16 protein-coding genes, 2 tRNA genes and 2 pseudogenes are annotated in these 17,066 nt (G+C 57.3%); 11 read left to right on the top strand and 9 right to left on the bottom strand.

Going from position 1 to position 17,066, the window contains the following annotated elements:
- The first annotated feature begins 92 nt into the window (after positions 1 to 92).
- Positions 93 to 797 carry a triphosphoribosyl-dephospho-CoA synthase gene (locus NWP14_RS07700; protein ID WP_375215080.1) on the top strand — a complete coding sequence of 235 codons (705 nt, stop codon included), beginning with the start codon at positions 93 to 95 and terminating at the stop codon, positions 795 to 797.
- 153 nt (positions 798 to 950) lie between these two features.
- Here NWP14_RS07700 and NWP14_RS07695 read toward each other — a convergent pair.
- The 4 genes and pseudogenes from NWP14_RS07695 to NWP14_RS07680 form a co-directional block, all read right to left on the bottom strand.
- Positions 951 to 1,038 (bottom strand) — tRNA-Ser (locus tag NWP14_RS07695).
- A 145-nt stretch (positions 1,039 to 1,183) separates the two neighbouring features.
- Positions 1,184 to 1,303 (bottom strand): annotated as a pseudogene (locus NWP14_RS07690) (hydrolase); the annotation flags it as partial.
- A gap of 1 nt (position 1,304) precedes the next feature.
- Positions 1,305 to 1,437, bottom strand: a pseudogene (locus NWP14_RS07685) (hydrolase); the annotation flags it as partial.
- Between the two features lie 19 nt (positions 1,438 to 1,456).
- Positions 1,457 to 2,317, bottom strand: coding sequence for a pirin family protein (locus NWP14_RS07680; RefSeq protein ID WP_095096302.1), 861 nt, complete (start codon positions 2,315 to 2,317; stop codon positions 1,457 to 1,459).
- A 113-nt stretch (positions 2,318 to 2,430) separates the two neighbouring features.
- Here NWP14_RS07680 and NWP14_RS07675 point away from each other — a divergent pair, with 113 nt between their 5' ends.
- Positions 2,431 to 3,336 carry a LysR family transcriptional regulator gene (locus NWP14_RS07675; protein ID WP_095096305.1) on the top strand — a complete coding sequence of 302 codons (906 nt, stop codon included), beginning with the start codon at positions 2,431 to 2,433 and terminating at the stop codon, positions 3,334 to 3,336.
- Positions 3,337 to 3,554: 218 nt separating this feature from the next.
- Here the strand turns inward: NWP14_RS07675 and NWP14_RS07670 are convergent.
- A tRNA-Ser gene (locus tag NWP14_RS07670) sits at positions 3,555 to 3,642 on the bottom strand.
- Positions 3,643 to 3,910: 268 nt separating this feature from the next.
- Between NWP14_RS07670 and ghrA the strand changes: the two genes are divergently transcribed.
- The 6 genes from ghrA to NWP14_RS07640 all read left to right on the top strand — a co-directional run bounded on the left by ghrA (position 3,911) and on the right by NWP14_RS07640 (position 8,419).
- Positions 3,911 to 4,849 (top strand): glyoxylate/hydroxypyruvate reductase GhrA, encoded by a 939-nt coding sequence (gene ghrA / locus NWP14_RS07665; protein WP_095096308.1) that lies wholly within the window; start codon positions 3,911 to 3,913, stop codon positions 4,847 to 4,849.
- A gap of 86 nt (positions 4,850 to 4,935) precedes the next feature.
- The gene (locus NWP14_RS07660) at positions 4,936 to 5,673 is read left to right on the top strand and encodes a phosphatase (protein ID WP_157349075.1); all 738 of its coding nucleotides are present in this window, start codon (positions 4,936 to 4,938) and stop codon (positions 5,671 to 5,673) included.
- Positions 5,674 to 5,695: 22 nt separating this feature from the next.
- Complete coding sequence (locus NWP14_RS07655) at positions 5,696 to 6,250, top strand: molecular chaperone (protein WP_095096318.1); 555 nt, start codon at positions 5,696 to 5,698, stop codon at positions 6,248 to 6,250.
- Positions 6,251 to 6,352: 102 nt separating this feature from the next.
- Positions 6,353 to 6,844, top strand: a complete 492-nt coding sequence (locus NWP14_RS07650) for a DUF1097 domain-containing protein (protein WP_095098050.1) — start codon at positions 6,353 to 6,355, stop codon at positions 6,842 to 6,844.
- 377 nt (positions 6,845 to 7,221) lie between these two features.
- The gene (gene ymdB, locus NWP14_RS07645; RefSeq protein ID WP_095096322.1) at positions 7,222 to 7,746 is read left to right on the top strand and encodes an O-acetyl-ADP-ribose deacetylase; all 525 of its coding nucleotides are present in this window, start codon (positions 7,222 to 7,224) and stop codon (positions 7,744 to 7,746) included.
- 82 nt (positions 7,747 to 7,828) lie between these two features.
- Complete coding sequence (locus NWP14_RS07640) at positions 7,829 to 8,419, top strand: TetR/AcrR family transcriptional regulator (protein ID WP_375215079.1); 591 nt, start codon at positions 7,829 to 7,831, stop codon at positions 8,417 to 8,419.
- A gap of 30 nt (positions 8,420 to 8,449) precedes the next feature.
- On the opposite strand, the gene mdoC is transcribed toward NWP14_RS07640, so the two are convergent.
- A complete protein-coding gene (gene mdoC, locus NWP14_RS07635; protein WP_331835542.1) occupies positions 8,450 to 9,613 on the bottom strand; it encodes a glucans biosynthesis protein MdoC in 1,164 nt (387 codons plus the stop codon).
- Positions 9,614 to 9,865: 252 nt separating this feature from the next.
- Between mdoC and mdoG the strand changes: the two genes are divergently transcribed.
- The 3 genes from mdoG to NWP14_RS07620 all read left to right on the top strand — a co-directional run bounded on the left by mdoG (position 9,866) and on the right by NWP14_RS07620 (position 14,233).
- Entirely contained in the window at positions 9,866 to 11,419 is a 1,554-nt protein-coding gene (mdoG, locus tag NWP14_RS07630; protein WP_095096327.1) for a glucans biosynthesis protein MdoG, read from the top strand.
- The gene (gene mdoH / locus NWP14_RS07625; RefSeq protein ID WP_095096330.1) at positions 11,412 to 13,940 is read left to right on the top strand and encodes a glucans biosynthesis glucosyltransferase MdoH; all 2,529 of its coding nucleotides are present in this window, start codon (positions 11,412 to 11,414) and stop codon (positions 13,938 to 13,940) included. The genes mdoG and mdoH overlap by 8 nt, the downstream gene beginning before the upstream one ends.
- A gap of 65 nt (positions 13,941 to 14,005) precedes the next feature.
- A complete protein-coding gene (locus NWP14_RS07620; protein WP_095096332.1) occupies positions 14,006 to 14,233 on the top strand; it encodes a YceK/YidQ family lipoprotein in 228 nt (75 codons plus the stop codon).
- Here NWP14_RS07620 and NWP14_RS07615 read toward each other — a convergent pair whose 3' ends face one another.
- The 3 genes from NWP14_RS07615 to NWP14_RS07605 form a co-directional block, all read right to left on the bottom strand.
- Entirely contained in the window at positions 14,234 to 14,620 is a 387-nt protein-coding gene (locus tag NWP14_RS07615; protein ID WP_095096335.1) for a MysB family protein, read from the bottom strand.
- A gap of 91 nt (positions 14,621 to 14,711) precedes the next feature.
- Positions 14,712 to 15,962: a multidrug efflux MFS transporter MdtG gene (mdtG, locus tag NWP14_RS07610; protein ID WP_375215078.1), complete on the bottom strand. Its 1,251-nt coding sequence runs from the start codon at positions 15,960 to 15,962 to the stop codon at positions 14,712 to 14,714.
- A gap of 149 nt (positions 15,963 to 16,111) precedes the next feature.
- Entirely contained in the window at positions 16,112 to 17,035 is a 924-nt protein-coding gene (locus tag NWP14_RS07605; protein ID WP_375215077.1) for a Kdo(2)-lipid IV(A) acyltransferase, read from the bottom strand.
- Positions 17,036 to 17,066: the final 31 nt, after the last annotated feature.

Here is a 17,066-nt window from a genome sequence, read left to right as displayed (position 1 = left end):
CGTCGGATAAATGAGTTATTTATACCCGGTGTATGATTTAGCGATTAATTCTGCATTGTGCAAATTATCACTAAAGCTTTGTGCATATACCAGTGCGTTTTTATGCAAAAAAAATCGCCGCGCTACATATCGATGCCATCACCCCCTGGTTTCGCGTGTTCGAAAAGGCCGGTTTTGAGCATGCGTTCAAACCTGCCAGCGAACAACTGCGCTTACTGCGCCCGGCAGGGATGGCCTGCGAACAGGCTATGTTCGAGGCGACCGACGGGGTTAATACCCATAAAGGAGGCATCTTTTCGCTGGGCCTGATCTGCTTTGCGGCAGGGCGTTTACGTGGACAGAATCGGCTGGTCTGCGCGGAGTCTGTTTGTCAGCAGGTGGCTGAGATCTGCAAAGGGATGGTGGCTCGCGAGCTGGCTTCCCGCACCTATGCGACAACGGCGGGTGAAAAACAGTATCAGCAGTTTGGCCTGACCGGCGCGCGCGGTGAGGCGGAGCTAGGGTTTCCCACGGTGCGACAACACGTGTTGCCATACTGGTATCAAGAGTCGGGTGAACGGCGCTTTCACCATGCGCTGCTGCGCTTAATGGCGATAAACCCTGACAGCAATCTGGTCTCCCGTGGTGGTATCGACGGGCTGTGTTATGTACAGGATTACGCGTTGACGCTGCTGAAAAATGGCTGGAATATTGTGCGCCTGCAGGAGATGGATAAAGCCTTGACCAGCCGTAACCTTAGCCCCGGCGGCAGCGCCGATCTGCTGGCGGTATCCTACGTGCTGGCGACGCTGGGGTAGGGGCTATAGGGGTACGGGCAGCCCGCAGGCTCGCGGTCTGCCTGGCTGGCTGCGCCAGCTGTCGACCCCCCGGTCGGGGCTTCTCATCCCCCCCGGCGGGGTGCGACAGGCGAAAAAAAAGCCCGTACCTGCGTACGAGCTCTTCTTTAAATATGGCGGTGAGGGGGGGATTCGAACCCCCGATACGTTGCCGTATACACACTTTCCAGGCGTGCTCCTTCAGCCACTCGGACACCTCACCATATTGTTTCGCTGCTCACCTTGGGTGGGCAACGGGGCGGTACTATAGGGAGTTGCGCTAAAACGGTCAAGCAGTATTTATTCTTTCCTTACCGTTCGCTCAAGCAATGAACACCGCCCCGGTAAAAAACGCTGGGGCGGCGACTTTAACGCTGCGAATCAAGCTGTTCGCTATTCTTCACCACGTCCTGAGCTTTGGCGTTACTCTCAATCAGCCGCTGCCTGGCCGGGAATATTTTCGTATAAACCTCGGCCCATTCGACGGCCCGCGGGCAGTTCCGGCATTGGCATATCGCCAACGATCTGGAACAGGCCGCTCTGGCGATCGATCCGCAGCATGGCGCTGTCGTTCACATCAATCACCCGGGCGAGCCCCGTTAAAATTAGCGGGAGTAGGCATTTCTTGCACCTCTGGCGGATCAGATTTGGCCGAAACGGCCGCTATTAAAATCACGCACCGCTTCCGCGATTTGCGTTTTGCTATTCATGACAAATGGGCCATAGCCGACGATAGGCTCACCCAGCGGTTCTCCGGCCAACAGCAGGACTTTGGCATCAGCGGTTGCGCTGAGGTGCAGCGTTTCACCCTGCTGGCTCAACACCACCAGCTGGCCTTCACGCGCATTTTCAGTACCGTTGACGCTGATTTCACCTTCAAGAACAACCAGCGCGGTGCTCCAGCCGTCAGGCTGACGTAGCGAAACGTCGTGACCCTGCGTCAGCTGCATATCCCAGACGTTCAGCGGCGAAAAGGTCCGCGCCGGGCCGGAAACGTCGGCGTAATGACCGGCGATGACCCGAACCTGGCCTGCGTTATCCGGCAGAACGACGCGCGGAATGACCTCAGCGGTGATGCTCTGATATCCAGGCGCGGTCATTTTGTCTTTGGCCGGCAGATTGACCCACAGCTGAATCATCTTCAGCTCTCCCCCGGTACGGGTAAATTCCGCCGAGTGGAACTCTTCGTGCAGGATCCCGGCGCCCGCCGTCATCCACTGCACATCGCCGGGGCCAATCACGCCGCCTCTGCCGGTCGAGTCGCGATGCTCAACTTCACCAGAATAAACTACGGTTACGGTTTCAAACCCGCGATGCGGATGTTCACCGACGCCGCGTTTGCCGCTCCCCGCCGGGAAGCTATGCGGCCCTGCGTAATCCAGCAGCAGGAAGGGGCTCAGCTGCTCGCCGTGGGTTTGATAAGAAAACAGCGAGCGTACCGGGAAACCGTCACCGACCCAGTGCTGAGATGGCGCGGTATAGACTCCTGTGATCTGTTTCATTGTTCTCTCCTGCGTATTTGTATCGATGTCGATAAGCTTATATGCACGGCTAACCCCTCGGTAGGTAGCAAAAATGACCTATACTGTTCTGAAAATGGAACGATGGGGGAAGGATGCAGGATCTCAACGACTTAGCCTGGTTTGTGCAGGTGGTGGATCATGGCGGATTCGCCGCTGCGGGCAGGGCGCTCGATCAGCCCAAATCGAAACTAAGCCGCCGCATTGCTCAGCTCGAAGAGCGGCTCGGCGTGCGCTTGATACATCGCACCACGCGTCAGTTTGCGGTAACCGAAGTTGGGCAGACGTTTTATCAGCACTGTAAAGCGATGCTGATTGAGGCCGAGGCGGCGCAGCAGGCGGTCGACACGCTTCGTTCTGAGCCGCGCGGCAGCGTTAAGCTGACCTGTCCGGTTACCCTGCTGCATGTGCACATTGGGCCCATGCTGGCGCGGTTTATGCAGCGCTATCCGGGAGTAAACGTGCAGCTGGAGGCAACCAACCGGCGGGTTGATGTGGTCGGTGAAGGGGTTGACGTGGCTATTCGCGTGCGGCCGCGGCCCTTCGACGATAGCGATCTGGTGATGCGGGTGCTGGCCGATCGCGGGCATCGGCTGTTTGCCAGTCCGGCGCTGGTGGAGCGCATGGGGCAGCCGCAGGCGCCGGCTGAACTTAGCGAGTGGCCGGGGCTGAGCCTGGCCGCCGGCAAGCATCAGCATAAATGGCAGCTGGCCGGTCCGCAGGGAGCGCGAGCGGAGGTCTATTTTACGCCACGAATGGTGACCACCGACATGCTGGCGCTGCGGGAAGCGGCGATCGCCGGCATTGGCATTGTTCAACTGCCGCTATTAATGGTGCGCGATAAGCTGGCGTCAGGTGAGCTGGTGGTGGTACTTGATGAGTGGCAGCCACGTCGGGAAGTGATTCATGCGGTTTTTGCCTCACGCCGCGGGCTATTACCGTCGGTGCGCGCGCTGGTGGATTTCCTCACCGAAGAGTATCAGCGGATGGAAGAGGATTAGCGCCGGGCGGCATCAGTTCGCCTCTCTTTCTGCGGATGAGGCGGGGAAAATTTACCCGTGGATAGCCTGGATGATAATAAGCAGGCCGGACCGGCGGGAGTTGATGGGGGCAATGGATACGTCCAGATGCAGAGGACGCTCATCTGGCGTTAGCTTCCGGCGGGGTGCGACAGGCGAAAAAAAAAGCCCGTACCTGCGTACGAGCTCTTCTTTAAATATGGCGGTGAGGGGGGGATTCGAACCCCCGATACGTTGCCGTATACACACTTTCCAGGCGTGCTCCTTCAGCCACTCGGACACCTCACCATATTGTCATTCCCGTTGCTGCCGGGAACGGGCGCTAATTTAGGGAAATACCTATCTCCCGTCAATCAACTTTTTTAAAAAAACGCGCGTTTAGCCAAACTTCGCGCAACTTGCTGGCGAAGTGCGCGACAATCGTTTTTTTTGTCACCACTCTCTTTTTGCCCGCCAGCCAGGCGAAATTTGCTATGCTGGCAAATCAATAGAAAACAACAAGTAAAATACGGCGCTAACGCAAACCTGCTTAAGACATTAGCTATCAGGAGTCACAATGGAGATTATCTTTTACCACCCGACGTTTGATATCCCGTACTGGATTGCCGAGCTGGAAAAACAGCTGCCAGGTTCGCGCGTACGGGAGTGGAAGCCTGGCGACGATCGGCCCGCAGACTATGCGCTGGTCTGGCATCCGCCGGTGGAAATGCTCCAGGGCCGCGACTTAAAAGCCGTCTTTGCCCTCGGGGCAGGGGTGGACTCGATCCTCAGTAAGCTGCGCGAACATCCGGAGATGCTGCCGCTATCGATTCCGCTGTTCCGCCTCGAAGATACCGGTATGGGGCTGCAGATGCAGGAGTATGCGGTCAGCCAGGTGCTGCACTGGTTCCGCCGGTTTGACGATTATCAGGCTCTGAAACAGCAGGCGCGCTGGCAGCCGCTGGATGAATACCGGCGCGAAGATTTTACTATCGGCATTATGGGAGCAGGCGTGCTCGGCGCGAAGGTTGCGGAAGGGCTGCAGGCATGGGGCTTCCCGCTGCGCAGCTGGAGCCGCAGCCGCAAGGAGTGGCCGCAGGTGCAAAGCTTTGCCGGGGCTGAGGAGCTGAATGAATTCCTGCGCGGAACGCGGGTGCTGATCAACCTGCTGCCCAACACGGCGGAAACCGTCGGCATTATTAATCAGCAGCGACTGGCGCAGCTTCCGGATGGCAGCTATGTTCTCAATCTGGCGCGCGGCGTCCATGTCGTTGAGGACGATCTGCTGGCGGCGCTGGAAAGCGGTAAACTTAAAGGCGCCATGCTGGATGTCTTCAGCCGCGAGCCGCTCCCGGCGGCAAGCCCGCTGTGGGCGCATCCGCGAGTGGCAATGACGCCGCATATCGCCGCGGTGACGCGGCCGCAGGAAGCGATTACCTATATAGCCGGTACGATTAGCCAGCTGGAGCGAGGGGAAACGGTCGCCGGGCAGGTCGATCGCCAGCGCGGTTACTAAAAGAGGACCCCCGCTGCGGCGGGGTTTTTGCTAATCATACGTCCTGATTCCTGCTATTCTTGCCACAAACAGAGAAGGAGATTGTGATGTATCCTGTTGACCTGCACATGCATACCGTCGCCAGTACCCACGCCTACAGCACCCTGCACGATTATATTGCCGAAGCAAAGCGCAAGGGGATCAAACTCTTTGCGATCACTGACCATGGCCCGGATATGGCCGATGCGCCGCACTACTGGCACTTTGTCAATATGCGCATCTGGCCGCGGCTGGTGGATGGCGTTGGCATTCTGCGCGGTATTGAGGCGAACATTAAAAACACCGCAGGGGAGATTGACTGCAGCGGACCGATGCTAACCTCCCTGGACCTGATAATCGCCGGCTTCCATGAGCCTGTATTCCCGCCGCAGAATAAAGCAACCCATACCGAGGCGATGATCGCCGCGATGGCGAGCGGCGCGGTGCACATTATCAGCCACCCGGGCAACCCTAAATTCCCGGTTGATATCCCGGCTATCGCCGAAGCGGCGGCAAAATACCAGGTGGCGTTGGAAATCAACAACTCCTCTTTTATCTCTTCACGCGTAGGCAGTGAAGATAACTGCCGGGCCATTGCCGCCGCGGTGCGCGATGCCGGAGGCTGGGTGGCTCTCGGCTCTGATTCGCACACAGCCTTTACGCTTGGCGAATTCAGAGAGTGTCGCAAGATCCTCGATGAGGTGAATTTCCCCGAGGAGAGGATCCTTAACGTTTCTCCGCGCCGGCTGCTGAACTTCCTTGAATCCCGTGGGATGCCGGCGATTGCTGAATTTGCCGATCTTTAATTTGTATAACTGGAATAACTGAATGAACGAGTTTTCAATCCTCTGCCGCGTGCTGGGCTCCCTGTACTATCGTCAGCCGCAGGACCCGCTGCTGGTGCCGCTGTTTTCCCTTATTCGTGAAGGCAAGCTAGCGGCAAGCTGGCCGCTGGAGCAGGATGAGCAGCTGGAGCGCCTGCAAAAGAGCTGCGATGTGCAGCCGCTGGCCGCTGATTACAACGCGCTGTTTGTCGGCGAAGAGTGCGGCGTCCCGCCATATCGTAGCGCATGGGTTGAAGGCGCTACGGAAGCCGAAGTTCGCGGTTTTCTGAGCGAGCACGGGATCCCAACCGGAGAGGGGCGAGCCGATCATATTGGTTCCCTGCTGCTGGCTGCTTCGTGGCTTGAGGATCATGCGACGGAAGATGAAAGCGAAACGCTGGAAACGCTGTTTGCCGACTATATTCTGCCGTGGTGCGGGATCTTCCTCGGCAAGGTCGAAGCCCATGCGGTGACGCCTTTCTGGCGGACAATGGCGCCGCTGACGCGCGAGGCGCTCTCTGCCATGTGGGATGAGCTGCAGGAAGAGAACGAAGAGTAAGTGTGATTTAAGTCACATTATTGTTGCAACAGAAAGAGCGCCATTTTATATAGTGTGCTAGAAATCACGTTTGAAGGGTGCGTATCTGCTATGATACGCGCCATGAACATACTTCTCGCAATTGCAATAACGACGGGCATTCTCTCCGGGATCTGGGGATGGGTGGCGGTCGCGTTCGGCCTGCTGAGCTGGGCTGGCTTTCTCGGCTGCACGGCCTATTTTGCCTGCCCGCAGGGCGGCCTGAAAGGGCTGCTGATCTCGGGCTGTACGGTGATGAGCGGCGTGATATGGGCGCAGGTGATCGTTTACGGCAGCGCCCTGGCGCCGCATCTGGAAATCCTCGGCTATATGATGACCGGCATTGTGGCGTTTTTGATGTGCATTCAGGCGCGTCAGCTGCTGCTTTCCTTCGTTCCTGGCACCTTTATCGGCGCCTGCGCCACGTTTGCCGGCAGCGGCGACTGGCGGCTAATTGTGCCTTCTCTGGCGCTGGGGCTGGTTTTTGGCTACGCGATGAAAAACAGCGGACTCTGGCTGGCGGCGCGCGCGGAAAAGAGTAAATCGTTGGCCCACGAAAGGCCCGACGAAGCCTGAGCGACATTATCCCGTAGTGATAAACAGGACCTCAGGTCCTGTTTTGCTTTTCTACAAATCATCCTTTTCCTGCTTCTGCGGCGATCCTTTGCTCCACGGCGGGCGTCATAATCGCCCGGGCCACCATTTTAGCCGTTGGATAAGCGGCCTTCCCCAGACGAAAAAACGAACGGATTGCCGATCGGGAGCCCGCAAAAGGGAGCCTGGATGTTGAAAACGGCGAATCAGTACAATTAAAGTATATTAATCCGCAACATACCCTTGCTATTCTGGCAACCGAATATCGGTCATTGCCGGGCCTCAGGCTTCCGTCCGCGGGGCCGTCATGCGATATTACCGCTAAGCTTTACTTAAGACGTTTGCCGACAGGAGGCGAAATGGCTGTTAAACCTGAGGTTATTCTCGGAGACATCACGACGCTGGCAGTCGATGTTATCGTCAACGCTGCTAACCCTTCGCTGCTCGGCGGCGGTGGAGTTGATGGCGCTATTCATCGGGCCGCCGGGCCGGAGCTTCTGGCGGCGTGCAAAATAGTGCGGCAGCAGCAGGGCGAGTGCGCTCCGGGCCATGCGGTGATCACCATCGCCGGCCAGCTCCCGGCCAGCGCGGTAATTCACGCCGTTGGGCCGGTCTGGCACGGTGGCGATCGACAGGAAGCGGAACTGCTGGCCGATGCCTATAAAAACAGCCTGCAGCTGGCGGCGGCGAATAGCTACCGCACGATTGCCTTCCCGGCAATCAGCACCGGCGTGTACGGCTACCCTAAACAGGCTGCGGCGGAGATCGCCGTACGGACGGTGAATGCCTTTCTCACGCGCTACAATCCGCTGGAACGCGTCTGCTTTGTCTGTTTTGATGCCGAAACGGCTGAAATTTATAACCGCTTGCTGCAGGCACAATAGGCGCTGCGCAACGCCGCCGCCGCCGCCGGGAAGCGATAGTTGTCCGCAGGCGTCGGCGATTATCAATTAAGGAGATCTGTCGGTGGCTGAGGGAAAGGTAGCGCAAAAGCAGCTCGTTCGTCGGGCGGAGATTGTTTCTGCCGCACAAACATGTTTTGCCGCAAAAGGGCTGCACGGCGCATCCGTTGCCGATATTGCCCGCGAGGCCGGGCTTAGCGTAGGGCAGCTGTATCGCATCTTTGCAAGCAAAGAGGAGATTATTGAAGCGATAGTCAGCGAAATTGTTCACGCCAGGGTGGGGGAGATGATTCGCGGAAATCACGACCTGGAGCGGATGGCATCGCTGCTGGCTGGCGTCATACCGCCGCCGGCCGCAACAATAAGCGATAATTATCTGCTGATGGAGATTAACGCCGAAGCCTCGAGAAACCCGCGCCTGCGCGAAATTTTACAGCAGGCCGACCGGCGCCTGAAAGAGGAGGGCGGGCGTCTTACCCGTCACTCTCATCCCGAGATGTCGGCGGAGCAGATCGATGCCGCCAGTGAACTGATTGCGGTATTAACCGAGGGCGCGGCGTATCGCCGTGAGCTGACCAGCGCAGCGGAGGCCAATAAGCCGGCGATGGCCGCGCTCTATCGCGACGTGTTCCGGCTTTTGTTTGCCAAAGAATAATCTTCGCCGGCCGGCGCAGCCCCGATGAGGCTATCCGTTGGCCGAAACCTGCGGTTTTACCGTCTTAGCCTGGAATTTCCCCGAAAAGAGGAAGCGCAGCAACGGGATGCGCAGGTGAATTTCGTAGAGGACCAGCGCAATCCCCACCACAAAAATCAGACCGGCAATAAACCCTAAGGTGTTCGATTTGATGGCCGGAGCAACCCAGGCTCCGTACAGCAGGGTCAGCGGGTGGTGCACCAAATAAATAAACAGGGATGCATTGACAAAATAGGTCACCCGCGCCGACTGGAAGTTCAGCAAGCGGTGTCCAAGGGAAAATACCACGTTAACCATCCACAGGCCGAGCACCATGGTAATGACGTACTCGGTTTCAAACATCCACGCGTCCCCGGAACCGTACTGCTGGTTCAGGCGGTAGGCGATAAAGCCCAGCAGCGCCCCGACGAAGCACCACGGAGACGGCTGCGTAAACAGCGCTTTCAGGCGCGGGTTGATAAAGGTCTGCGCCCCGAGAATGAAGAACGGCAGATAGAACAGCGTCTGCATGACGATAAAATTAAACAGGCCGTTGCTGAGAATCGGCGGGTAGAGAATAAACAGCGAGCGGCGAATCAGCGCGTAGAGCACGCCGAGCGCGAGAAAAATCATCGATAGCTGAGCCAATGTGACGGTGTCACCAAAGGTCTGGCCGCTTCCCGCGCGGCGTCCGGTGAGCCATTTGAACAGCACGACGCCGAGGGTGGTCAGCACCACCAGCACCAGTAAAAACCACAGATGCGAGATCAGCTCCCAGACGAGGGTATTGAATTTGTCGTACCCCGAAAGCGCGTGCCAGCTATCGGCTTTACCGTTGACGTACTGCAGCATAATAAACTGCGGCAGGGTCAGCAGAGGAATGGCGGTTAACATGGGGATGCCTACGCGCTCAACCCGCACCTTCCACCATTTTTTGAGCGGATAGCGGAGAAAGAGCATGTAGGAAAAATAGCCGGAAATGACGAAGAAAACCTGCATGCGAAAAGCATGAATAAAATCGTTAAACAGCGTCAGCCACCAGGAGGGTTCGGCGCTATTAACATGCCAGCTGTGGCTGGAATAGATAAGCGATATGTGAAAAGGTATCCCCAGCAGCATTAACCACGCGCGGATGCTATCGAAGAAATATTCACGTTCTACTGGCGCATTATTCATACAGTTTCACTACATTCTCAGACAATTCGTCTTATCACTCAAGGTGATAACGTTTAAATTCTCAGCAACCCTACATCAACTCTGGATATCTGTCTCCAGGATAAGCACGCAAAGTGCAAAAGTGACAGAGAACTGTCCATTACCTGTACTGCTAAGCTGAACAATGCAGGGATTATGTTGTCGGATTGCCTGAATTTCCATTAAAATAGATCGGATCGATTTAAGCACACAAAGGGGGAAGTGCTTACTTATATGAAACATAAACCACAGATGATGAAAATGCGCTGGTTAAGCGCAGCCGTAATGTTGTCCCTGTGTACTTCATCTGCATGGGCGTTTAGCATTGATGACGTTGCAAAAGAGGCAAAATCGTTAGCCGGGAAGGGCTATGAAGCGCCGAAGAGCAACCTGCCCTCCGTTTTCCGCGACATGAAATATGCGGACTACCAGCAAATCCAGTTCAACCACGATAAAGCATACTGGAATAACCAGAAGACCCCGTTCAAACTTGAATTTTATCATCAGGGCATGTACTTCGACACGCCGGTCACCATTAATGAAGTGACGGCAAGCAGCGTGCATAAGATTAAATATAACCCGGACTATTTCAATTTTGGCAGCGTCCAGCATGACAAAGACACGGTAAAAGACCTTGGCTTTGCCGGGTTTAAAGTGCTGTACCCGATCAACAGCAAAGATAAGAATGACGAAATTGTCAGCATGCTCGGAGCCAGCTATTTCCGCGTACTGGGCCAGGGCCAGGTTTACGGGCTCTCCGCTCGCGGGCTTGCAATCGATACTGCGCTGCCTTCAGGCGAAGAGTTCCCGCGTTTTCGCGAGTTCTGGATCGAGCGTCCAAAAGCTACCGACAAGCGTCTGACAATTTATGCTCTGCTCGACTCCCCGCGCGCAACCGGAGCGTATCGTTTTGTCATTATGCCGGGTCGCGATACCGTGGTTGACGTGCAGTCGAAGGTGTACCTGCGTGACAAGGTCGGCAAGCTAGGCGTTGCGCCGTTGACCAGCATGTTCCTGTTCGGGCCAAATCAGCCGTCTCCGGCGACAAACTACCGTCCGGCGCTGCACGACTCTAACGGTCTGTCTATTCTTGCCGGCAACGGCGAGTGGATCTGGCGTCCGCTGAACAATCCGAAGCATCTGGCCGTCAGCAGCTACGCGATGGAAAATCCGCAAGGGTTTGGTTTGCTGCAGCGCGGGCGTCAGTTCTCTCGCTTTGAAGACCTCGACGACCGCTACGATCTGCGTCCGAGCGCATGGATCACGCCGAAAGGCGACTGGGGTAAAGGTAAAATCGAACTGGTTGAAATTCCAACCAACGATGAAACTAACGATAACATCGTGACCTACTGGACGCCGGATCAGCTGCCGGAGCCGGGTAAAGAGATGAACTTCAAATACTCTATTACCTTTAGCCGCGATGAAGACAAGCTGCACGCGCCGGATAACGCCTACGTTATGCAAACCCGTCGTTCCACCGGCGATGTGAAGCAGTCAAACCTGATTCGTCAGCCGGACGGCACCATCGCGTTCATCGTTGATTTCACCGGTCCTGAGATGAAAAAAATGCCGTCAGATACGCCGGTAACGGCGCAGGCGAGCATTGGCGATAACGCGGAAATCGTTGAGAACGCGGTGCGTTATAACCCGATCACCAAGGGCTGGCGTATGATTCTGCGCGTGAAGGTGAAAGATCCGAAGAAAACTACGGAAATGCGCGCTGCGCTGGTCAATGCCGACCAGACGCTGAGTGAAACCTGGAGCTATCAGCTGCCTGCTAATGAATAACATAACCAAGTACATTGACGCCTTGCCGCTGTCGGGGGCAGAGAAATCTGCGCTTCCTGATAGCAGCCTGAAGGCGGTACATGAAGCGCTGGACGCCGATCGTCACGATTTTCCCCGCGAAGACGATTCCCCTCTGGGGTCGGTGAAATCGCGGCTGGAGCACAGCTGGCCAGACGCGCTGGCGGGCGATCAGCTCATCAAAGATGATGAAGGGCGCACCCAGCTGCACGCCATGCCGAAGGCGAAACGCTCCTCTATGTTCCCGGATCCGTGGCGGACCAACCCGGTCGGTCGCTTCTGGGATCGGCTCCGTGGACGCGATGTCACCCCGCGCTATCTTTCTCGTCTGACCAAAGAAGAGCAGGAAAGCGAGCAGAAATGGCGCACCGCCGGTACCATTCGTCGCTACATTCTGCTGCTGCTGACGCTGGCGCAGACGGTCGTCGCGACCTGGTACATGAAAACCATTCTGCCATATCAGGGCTGGGCGTTAATCAACCCCGCCGACATGGTAGGGCAGAATCTGTGGGTTTCATTTATGCAGCTGCTGCCGTATATGCTGCAAACCGGTATTCTGATCCTCTTTGCGGTCCTCTTCTGCTGGGTATCAGCGGGATTCTGGACGGCGCTGATGGGCTTCCTGCAGCTGCTGATGGGGCGCGATAAGTACAGTATTTCCGCCTCCACCGTCGGCGATGAGCCGCTGAATCCAGAGCATCGGACGGCGCTGATCATGCCTATCTGCAACGAAGACGTCGATCGCGTTTTCGCCGGTCTGCGCGCCACCTGGGAATCGGTGAAAGCGACGGGCCAGCAGCAGCACTTCGACGTTTACATCCTGAGCGACAGCTACAATCCGGATATTTGCGTAGCGGAGCAAAAGGCGTGGATGGAGCTGATTGCTGAAGTCCAGGGTGAGGGGCAGATTTTCTATCGTCGTCGTCGTCGTCGCGTGAAGCGTAAAAGCGGTAACATCGATGACTTCTGCCGCCGCTGGGGCAGCCAGTACAGCTACATGGTGGTGCTGGACGCCGACTCGGTGATGTCCGGAGAATGTCTGACCGGGCTGGTGCGTCTGATGGAGGCTAACCCGAACGCCGGGATTATCCAGTCGTCGCCGCGTGCCTCCGGGATGGACACCCTCTACGCCCGCTGTCAGCAGTTCGCGACCCGCGTATACGGCCCGCTGTTTACCGCCGGTCTGCACTTCTGGCAGCTTGGCGAGTCGCACTACTGGGGTCATAACGCAATTATCCGCGTCAAACCGTTCATTGAGCACTGCGCGCTGGCGCCGCTGCCGGGTGAAGGCTCCTTCGCCGGATCGATTCTGTCGCACGACTTCGTGGAAGCCGCGCTGATGCGTCGTGCCGGCTGGGGCGTGTGGATTGCCTATGACCTGCCGGGCTCCTATGAGGAGCTGCCGCCGAACCTGCTGGATGAACTGAAGCGTGACCGTCGCTGGTGCCACGGTAACCTGATGAACTTCCGCCTGTTCCTGGTTAAAGGTATGCACCCGGTACACAGGGCGGTGTTCCTGACCGGCGTCATGTCCTATCTCTCCGCGCCGCTGTGGTTTATGTTCCTCGCCCTGTCGACCGCTCTGCAGGTGGTGCACGCGCTCACCGAGCCGCAGTACTTCCTGCAGCCGCGCCAGCTGTTCCCGGTCTGGCCGCAGTGGCGTCCGGAGCTGGCGATCGCCCTGTTTGCCTCAACGATGGTGCTGCTGTTCCTGCCGAAACTGCTGAGCATTATTCTGGTGTGGTGCAAAGGGTCGAAGGAGTACGGCGGGTTTATCCGCGTGACGCTCTCTCTGCTGCTGGAGGTGCTGTTCTCCGTGCTGCTGGCGCCGGTGCGTATGCTGTTCCACACCGTGTTTGTGGTCAGCGCCTTCCTCGGCTGGGAAGTGGTCTGGAACTCGCCGCAGCGTGATGACGACTCGACCCCGTGGGGCGAAGCGTTTATGCGCCACGGTTCACAGCTGCTGCTGGGCCTGGTTTGGGCCGTCGGAATGGCGTGGCTGGATCTGCGCTTCTTGTTCTGGCTGGCGCCAATCGTATTCTCGCTGATCCTGTCGCCGTTCGTGTCGGTGATTTCCAGCCGGGCGACCGTTGGTCTGCGTACCAAGCGCTGGAAACTGTTCCTGATCCCGGAAGAGTATTCCCCGCCGCAGGTGCTGAAGGATACCGATGCTTATCTGACCCTGAACCGTCAGCGTTCGCTGGATGATGGCTTTATGCACGCCGTGTTTAACCCATCGTTTAACGCGCTGGCGACGGCAATGGCTACCGCTCGTCACCGTCACGGTCGGATCCTCGATATCGCCCGCGAACGTCACGTTGAGCAGGCGTTGAACGAGACGCCGGACAAACTTAACCGCGACCGCCGTCTGGTGCTGTTAAGCGATCCGGTGACGATGTCGCGCCTGCACTATCGGGTATGGGCCGCGCCGGAGAAATACTCTTCGTGGGTGGATGCCTATGGTCAGCTAACGCTGAATCCGCTGGCATTAAAAACGAAGTAAGCCGCGCGTTAATAAAAATACCGGCAATTTGCCGGTATTTTTTTCTCCAGGAGTTGAGGTTACAGATGAGAATTTTGCTGGTCATCGTTATGACCCTGGTGCTCAGCGGCTGCGGCAGCATTATTAGCCGCACGGTGCCGGGGCAGGGGCATGGCAATCAGTATTACCCCGGCGTTCAGTGGGACGTTCGCGATTCGTCGTGGCGCTATATCACCATCCTCGACCTGCCATTTTCACTGGTGTTCGACACGCTGCTGCTGCCGCTTGATGCGAGCCACGGACCCTACAATTAGCTAGCGCTCATCCCACTCATCGGCCGCCGTCTGACCCTCTTCCGTATCCAGAGAGGGTTCAAGCTGAAACTCGCCCTCATCCCATTCATGGAGCGTATTCTCTTCCAGCCACTCCTGGCGGAGCTCTATCTCGTCATAATCGCCGTCAAAAACGCTCTGAGCCGCTTCGCCGCTGAGCACTGGCAGACAATCGCCTTCCCCATCTTCGTCGGCAAAAAACTCGGCCTGCCAGGCGATATCGCCATCCTGCAAAATGTATTTCTGGATATTCAGCTGCTCGACGTTAGCGCTCTCCTCGTCGCTATCCGGATTATTGGCCAGGTACTCTTCGCGGGCCGCATCGATAGCTTCTTCGAGCGTGGCATAGAAAACGGAATCCTTTGGCATGGCTAACCCCCTAAGAAGAATGAGAAATGGACTCGATTCAATCTATAGAAGGCGGCGGGCAATGCGTCAAGGGGAAGGGCGCCTTGCTGACTTAATTTACCGAACGATCGCCGGAGCCCCGGCTGTCAGAAGGTGCGCTGCTTCGCGGCTGGCGTAAGGTGATAGTCGAGTAGATAGCGTTGAACAGCACCACGCAGGCGGTGACCAAAAAGACCGCCCGGAAGCCATAGTTGGCGGAGACGGAGGCGCCGATGAGCGGGCCGGTGACGTTACCAATATCGCGAAACGACTGGTTATAGCTGAAGATGCGGCCGGCGATCTGGCTGGTGGAGTTGTACACCAGCAGCGTTTGCACGGCCGGCAGCAGCGCGCCGTCGGCAGCGCCGAGCAGAAAACGCAAAACGCCCAGCTGCAGCGGCGTCTGGACGAATGACATCGGAATAAGCAGCAGAACGGAGAGGATCAGCGCCACGATGAGGATTTTTTCCGGCCCGATACGGTCCCCCAGCCTGCCGAGACGCGGGGCGCTGATCAGGGCGGCAACCCCGGGAACGGAGGCGATCATCCCGCTGATAAACGCAATATTGCTGATGTCCCCGCTCAGATCCCGCACGTACAGCGTCAGGATCGGGGCAATCGACCCGGTAGCAACCTGGATAATCAGGGTGGTGACGAACAGGCTGAGCACCAGTTTTGGGCTTTTCAGCGAGGAGAACACGTCTCTGGCGCTGAGCATCTCTTTTTTCGCCACCGGCACAAACTGCTCGCGGATGAAGAACAGCGTCAGGAGGAAGCAGATTAACAGGACGCTGGCGGTAAGAAAGAAGACGGCGCGCAGGCCCCACAGATCGGCGAGAAAACCACCGGCCAGCGGGCCAAGCAGGGCGCTGCTGACGGCTCCGGTGGAGAGCGTTCCCAGCGCCCAGCCGCTTTTCTGGCGAGGGATTTGGGTCGCGATAAGGGCATTGGCGTTCGGAATAAAGCCGCCTAACAATCCCAGCAGCGCGCGCAGCACCAGAAATTGCCAGATATTTTGCGCCAGTCCCATCAGCATCATGACGATAGCCATTCCGAGAGCGGAACGTAGCAGCATGATTTTTCGACCTTTTCGGTCGGCAAGCCCGCCCCAGAACGGTGAGGCAACGGCGGAGAAAAGAAAGGTAATGCTGAAGACCAGCCCCGACCACATATTGAGGGCGCCGTGGCCCGTGACGCCGAGCTGTTCAACGTAAAGCGGAAGGAACGGCATAACCAGGCTGAACGCCGCGCCGGTCAAAAAACAGCCGAACCAGGTGACGATAAGATTGCGTTTCCAGTTAACAGGTATATCAGCAGACGACATAGGTTCCCACTGGCCTGCGCCGCAGGTCAAAAGTTGAAAATATGAGCCTGCTAATTATGCGCCTGAGAAACGGTTGCCGCAATGGAGGACCGCTTTTAATGCTAAGGGCGTGGCCCCCGAAACGGGGGCTTTGTGCGGAGTAACGGCGGTTATTCGTAGCGTGAAGGAACGCCGGGCGGGCGCGACTTGAAGCGGCGATGCATCCACATATACTGCTCCGGCGCCATCAGAATGCATTTCTCGACGATGTGGTTCATCCACACGGCGGTCGTTTGCGGGTCATCCAGCGGCGGATCGCACTCCGGCGGCAGAATAATCAGCTCATAGCCTTTGCCATCGGGCTTACGGCGCGGTACGAAGGGAACGATGCAGGCCTTCGACATTTTTGCCAGCATCCAGGTGCCGGAGGTGGTGGCGGCCTGGTCGACGGCGAAAAACGGCACAAAGACGCTGGAGGCCGGGCCGTAGTCGTGATCCGGCGCATACCAGATAACATCGCCTTTTTTCAGCGCCCGCACCATGCCCTTCAGATCCTTACGGTCGATCATATCCTTGTTGGAGCGCAGTCGCCCCCACGTCTGCAGCCAGTCGATGACCGGGTTATCATTCGGGCGATAGACGCCAATCCCCGGCTCATTCATCCCGAACATGCGGGCGCCCATTTCAAGGGTGAGGAAGTGGATACCGATCAGCAGAATGCCGCGTTTTTGCTCCTGCACGGCCCGGATATGTTCGACGCCAGTCGCATCCGTCCAGCGCGCAATGCGCCGCGCAGGCCAGAACCAGGCCATGCCGGTTTCCATCAGGCCCATGCCAACGGATTCAAAATTCTGTTTTACCAGATGATGGCGCTCCTGCTCGCTCTTCTCGGGGAAGCAGAGCTCCAGGTTGCGGTAAGCAATTTTGGCCCGTCGGGTCATCAGGCGCATCGCGAGTCGACCCAGAGCGGTGCCCAGGCGATAAATCAGCGGATAGGGAAGCTGGACAACCAGCCACAGCAGGCCAATTCCTGGCCAAAGCAGCCAATAACGCGGGTGCAGTAACGCCGCGGAAAATTTAGGTAAATGGGTCATCTCATACCTGTTCAATTAAGCAACGCGTTCT

Origin of the sequence: Klebsiella sp. C349492 (assembly GCF_042055345.1) — a bacterium.
In the GTDB taxonomy this organism is placed as follows: Bacteria; Pseudomonadota; Gammaproteobacteria; order Enterobacterales; family Enterobacteriaceae; genus Klebsiella; species Klebsiella scottii.
This window is presented reverse-complemented; position numbering and strand designations above follow the sequence as displayed.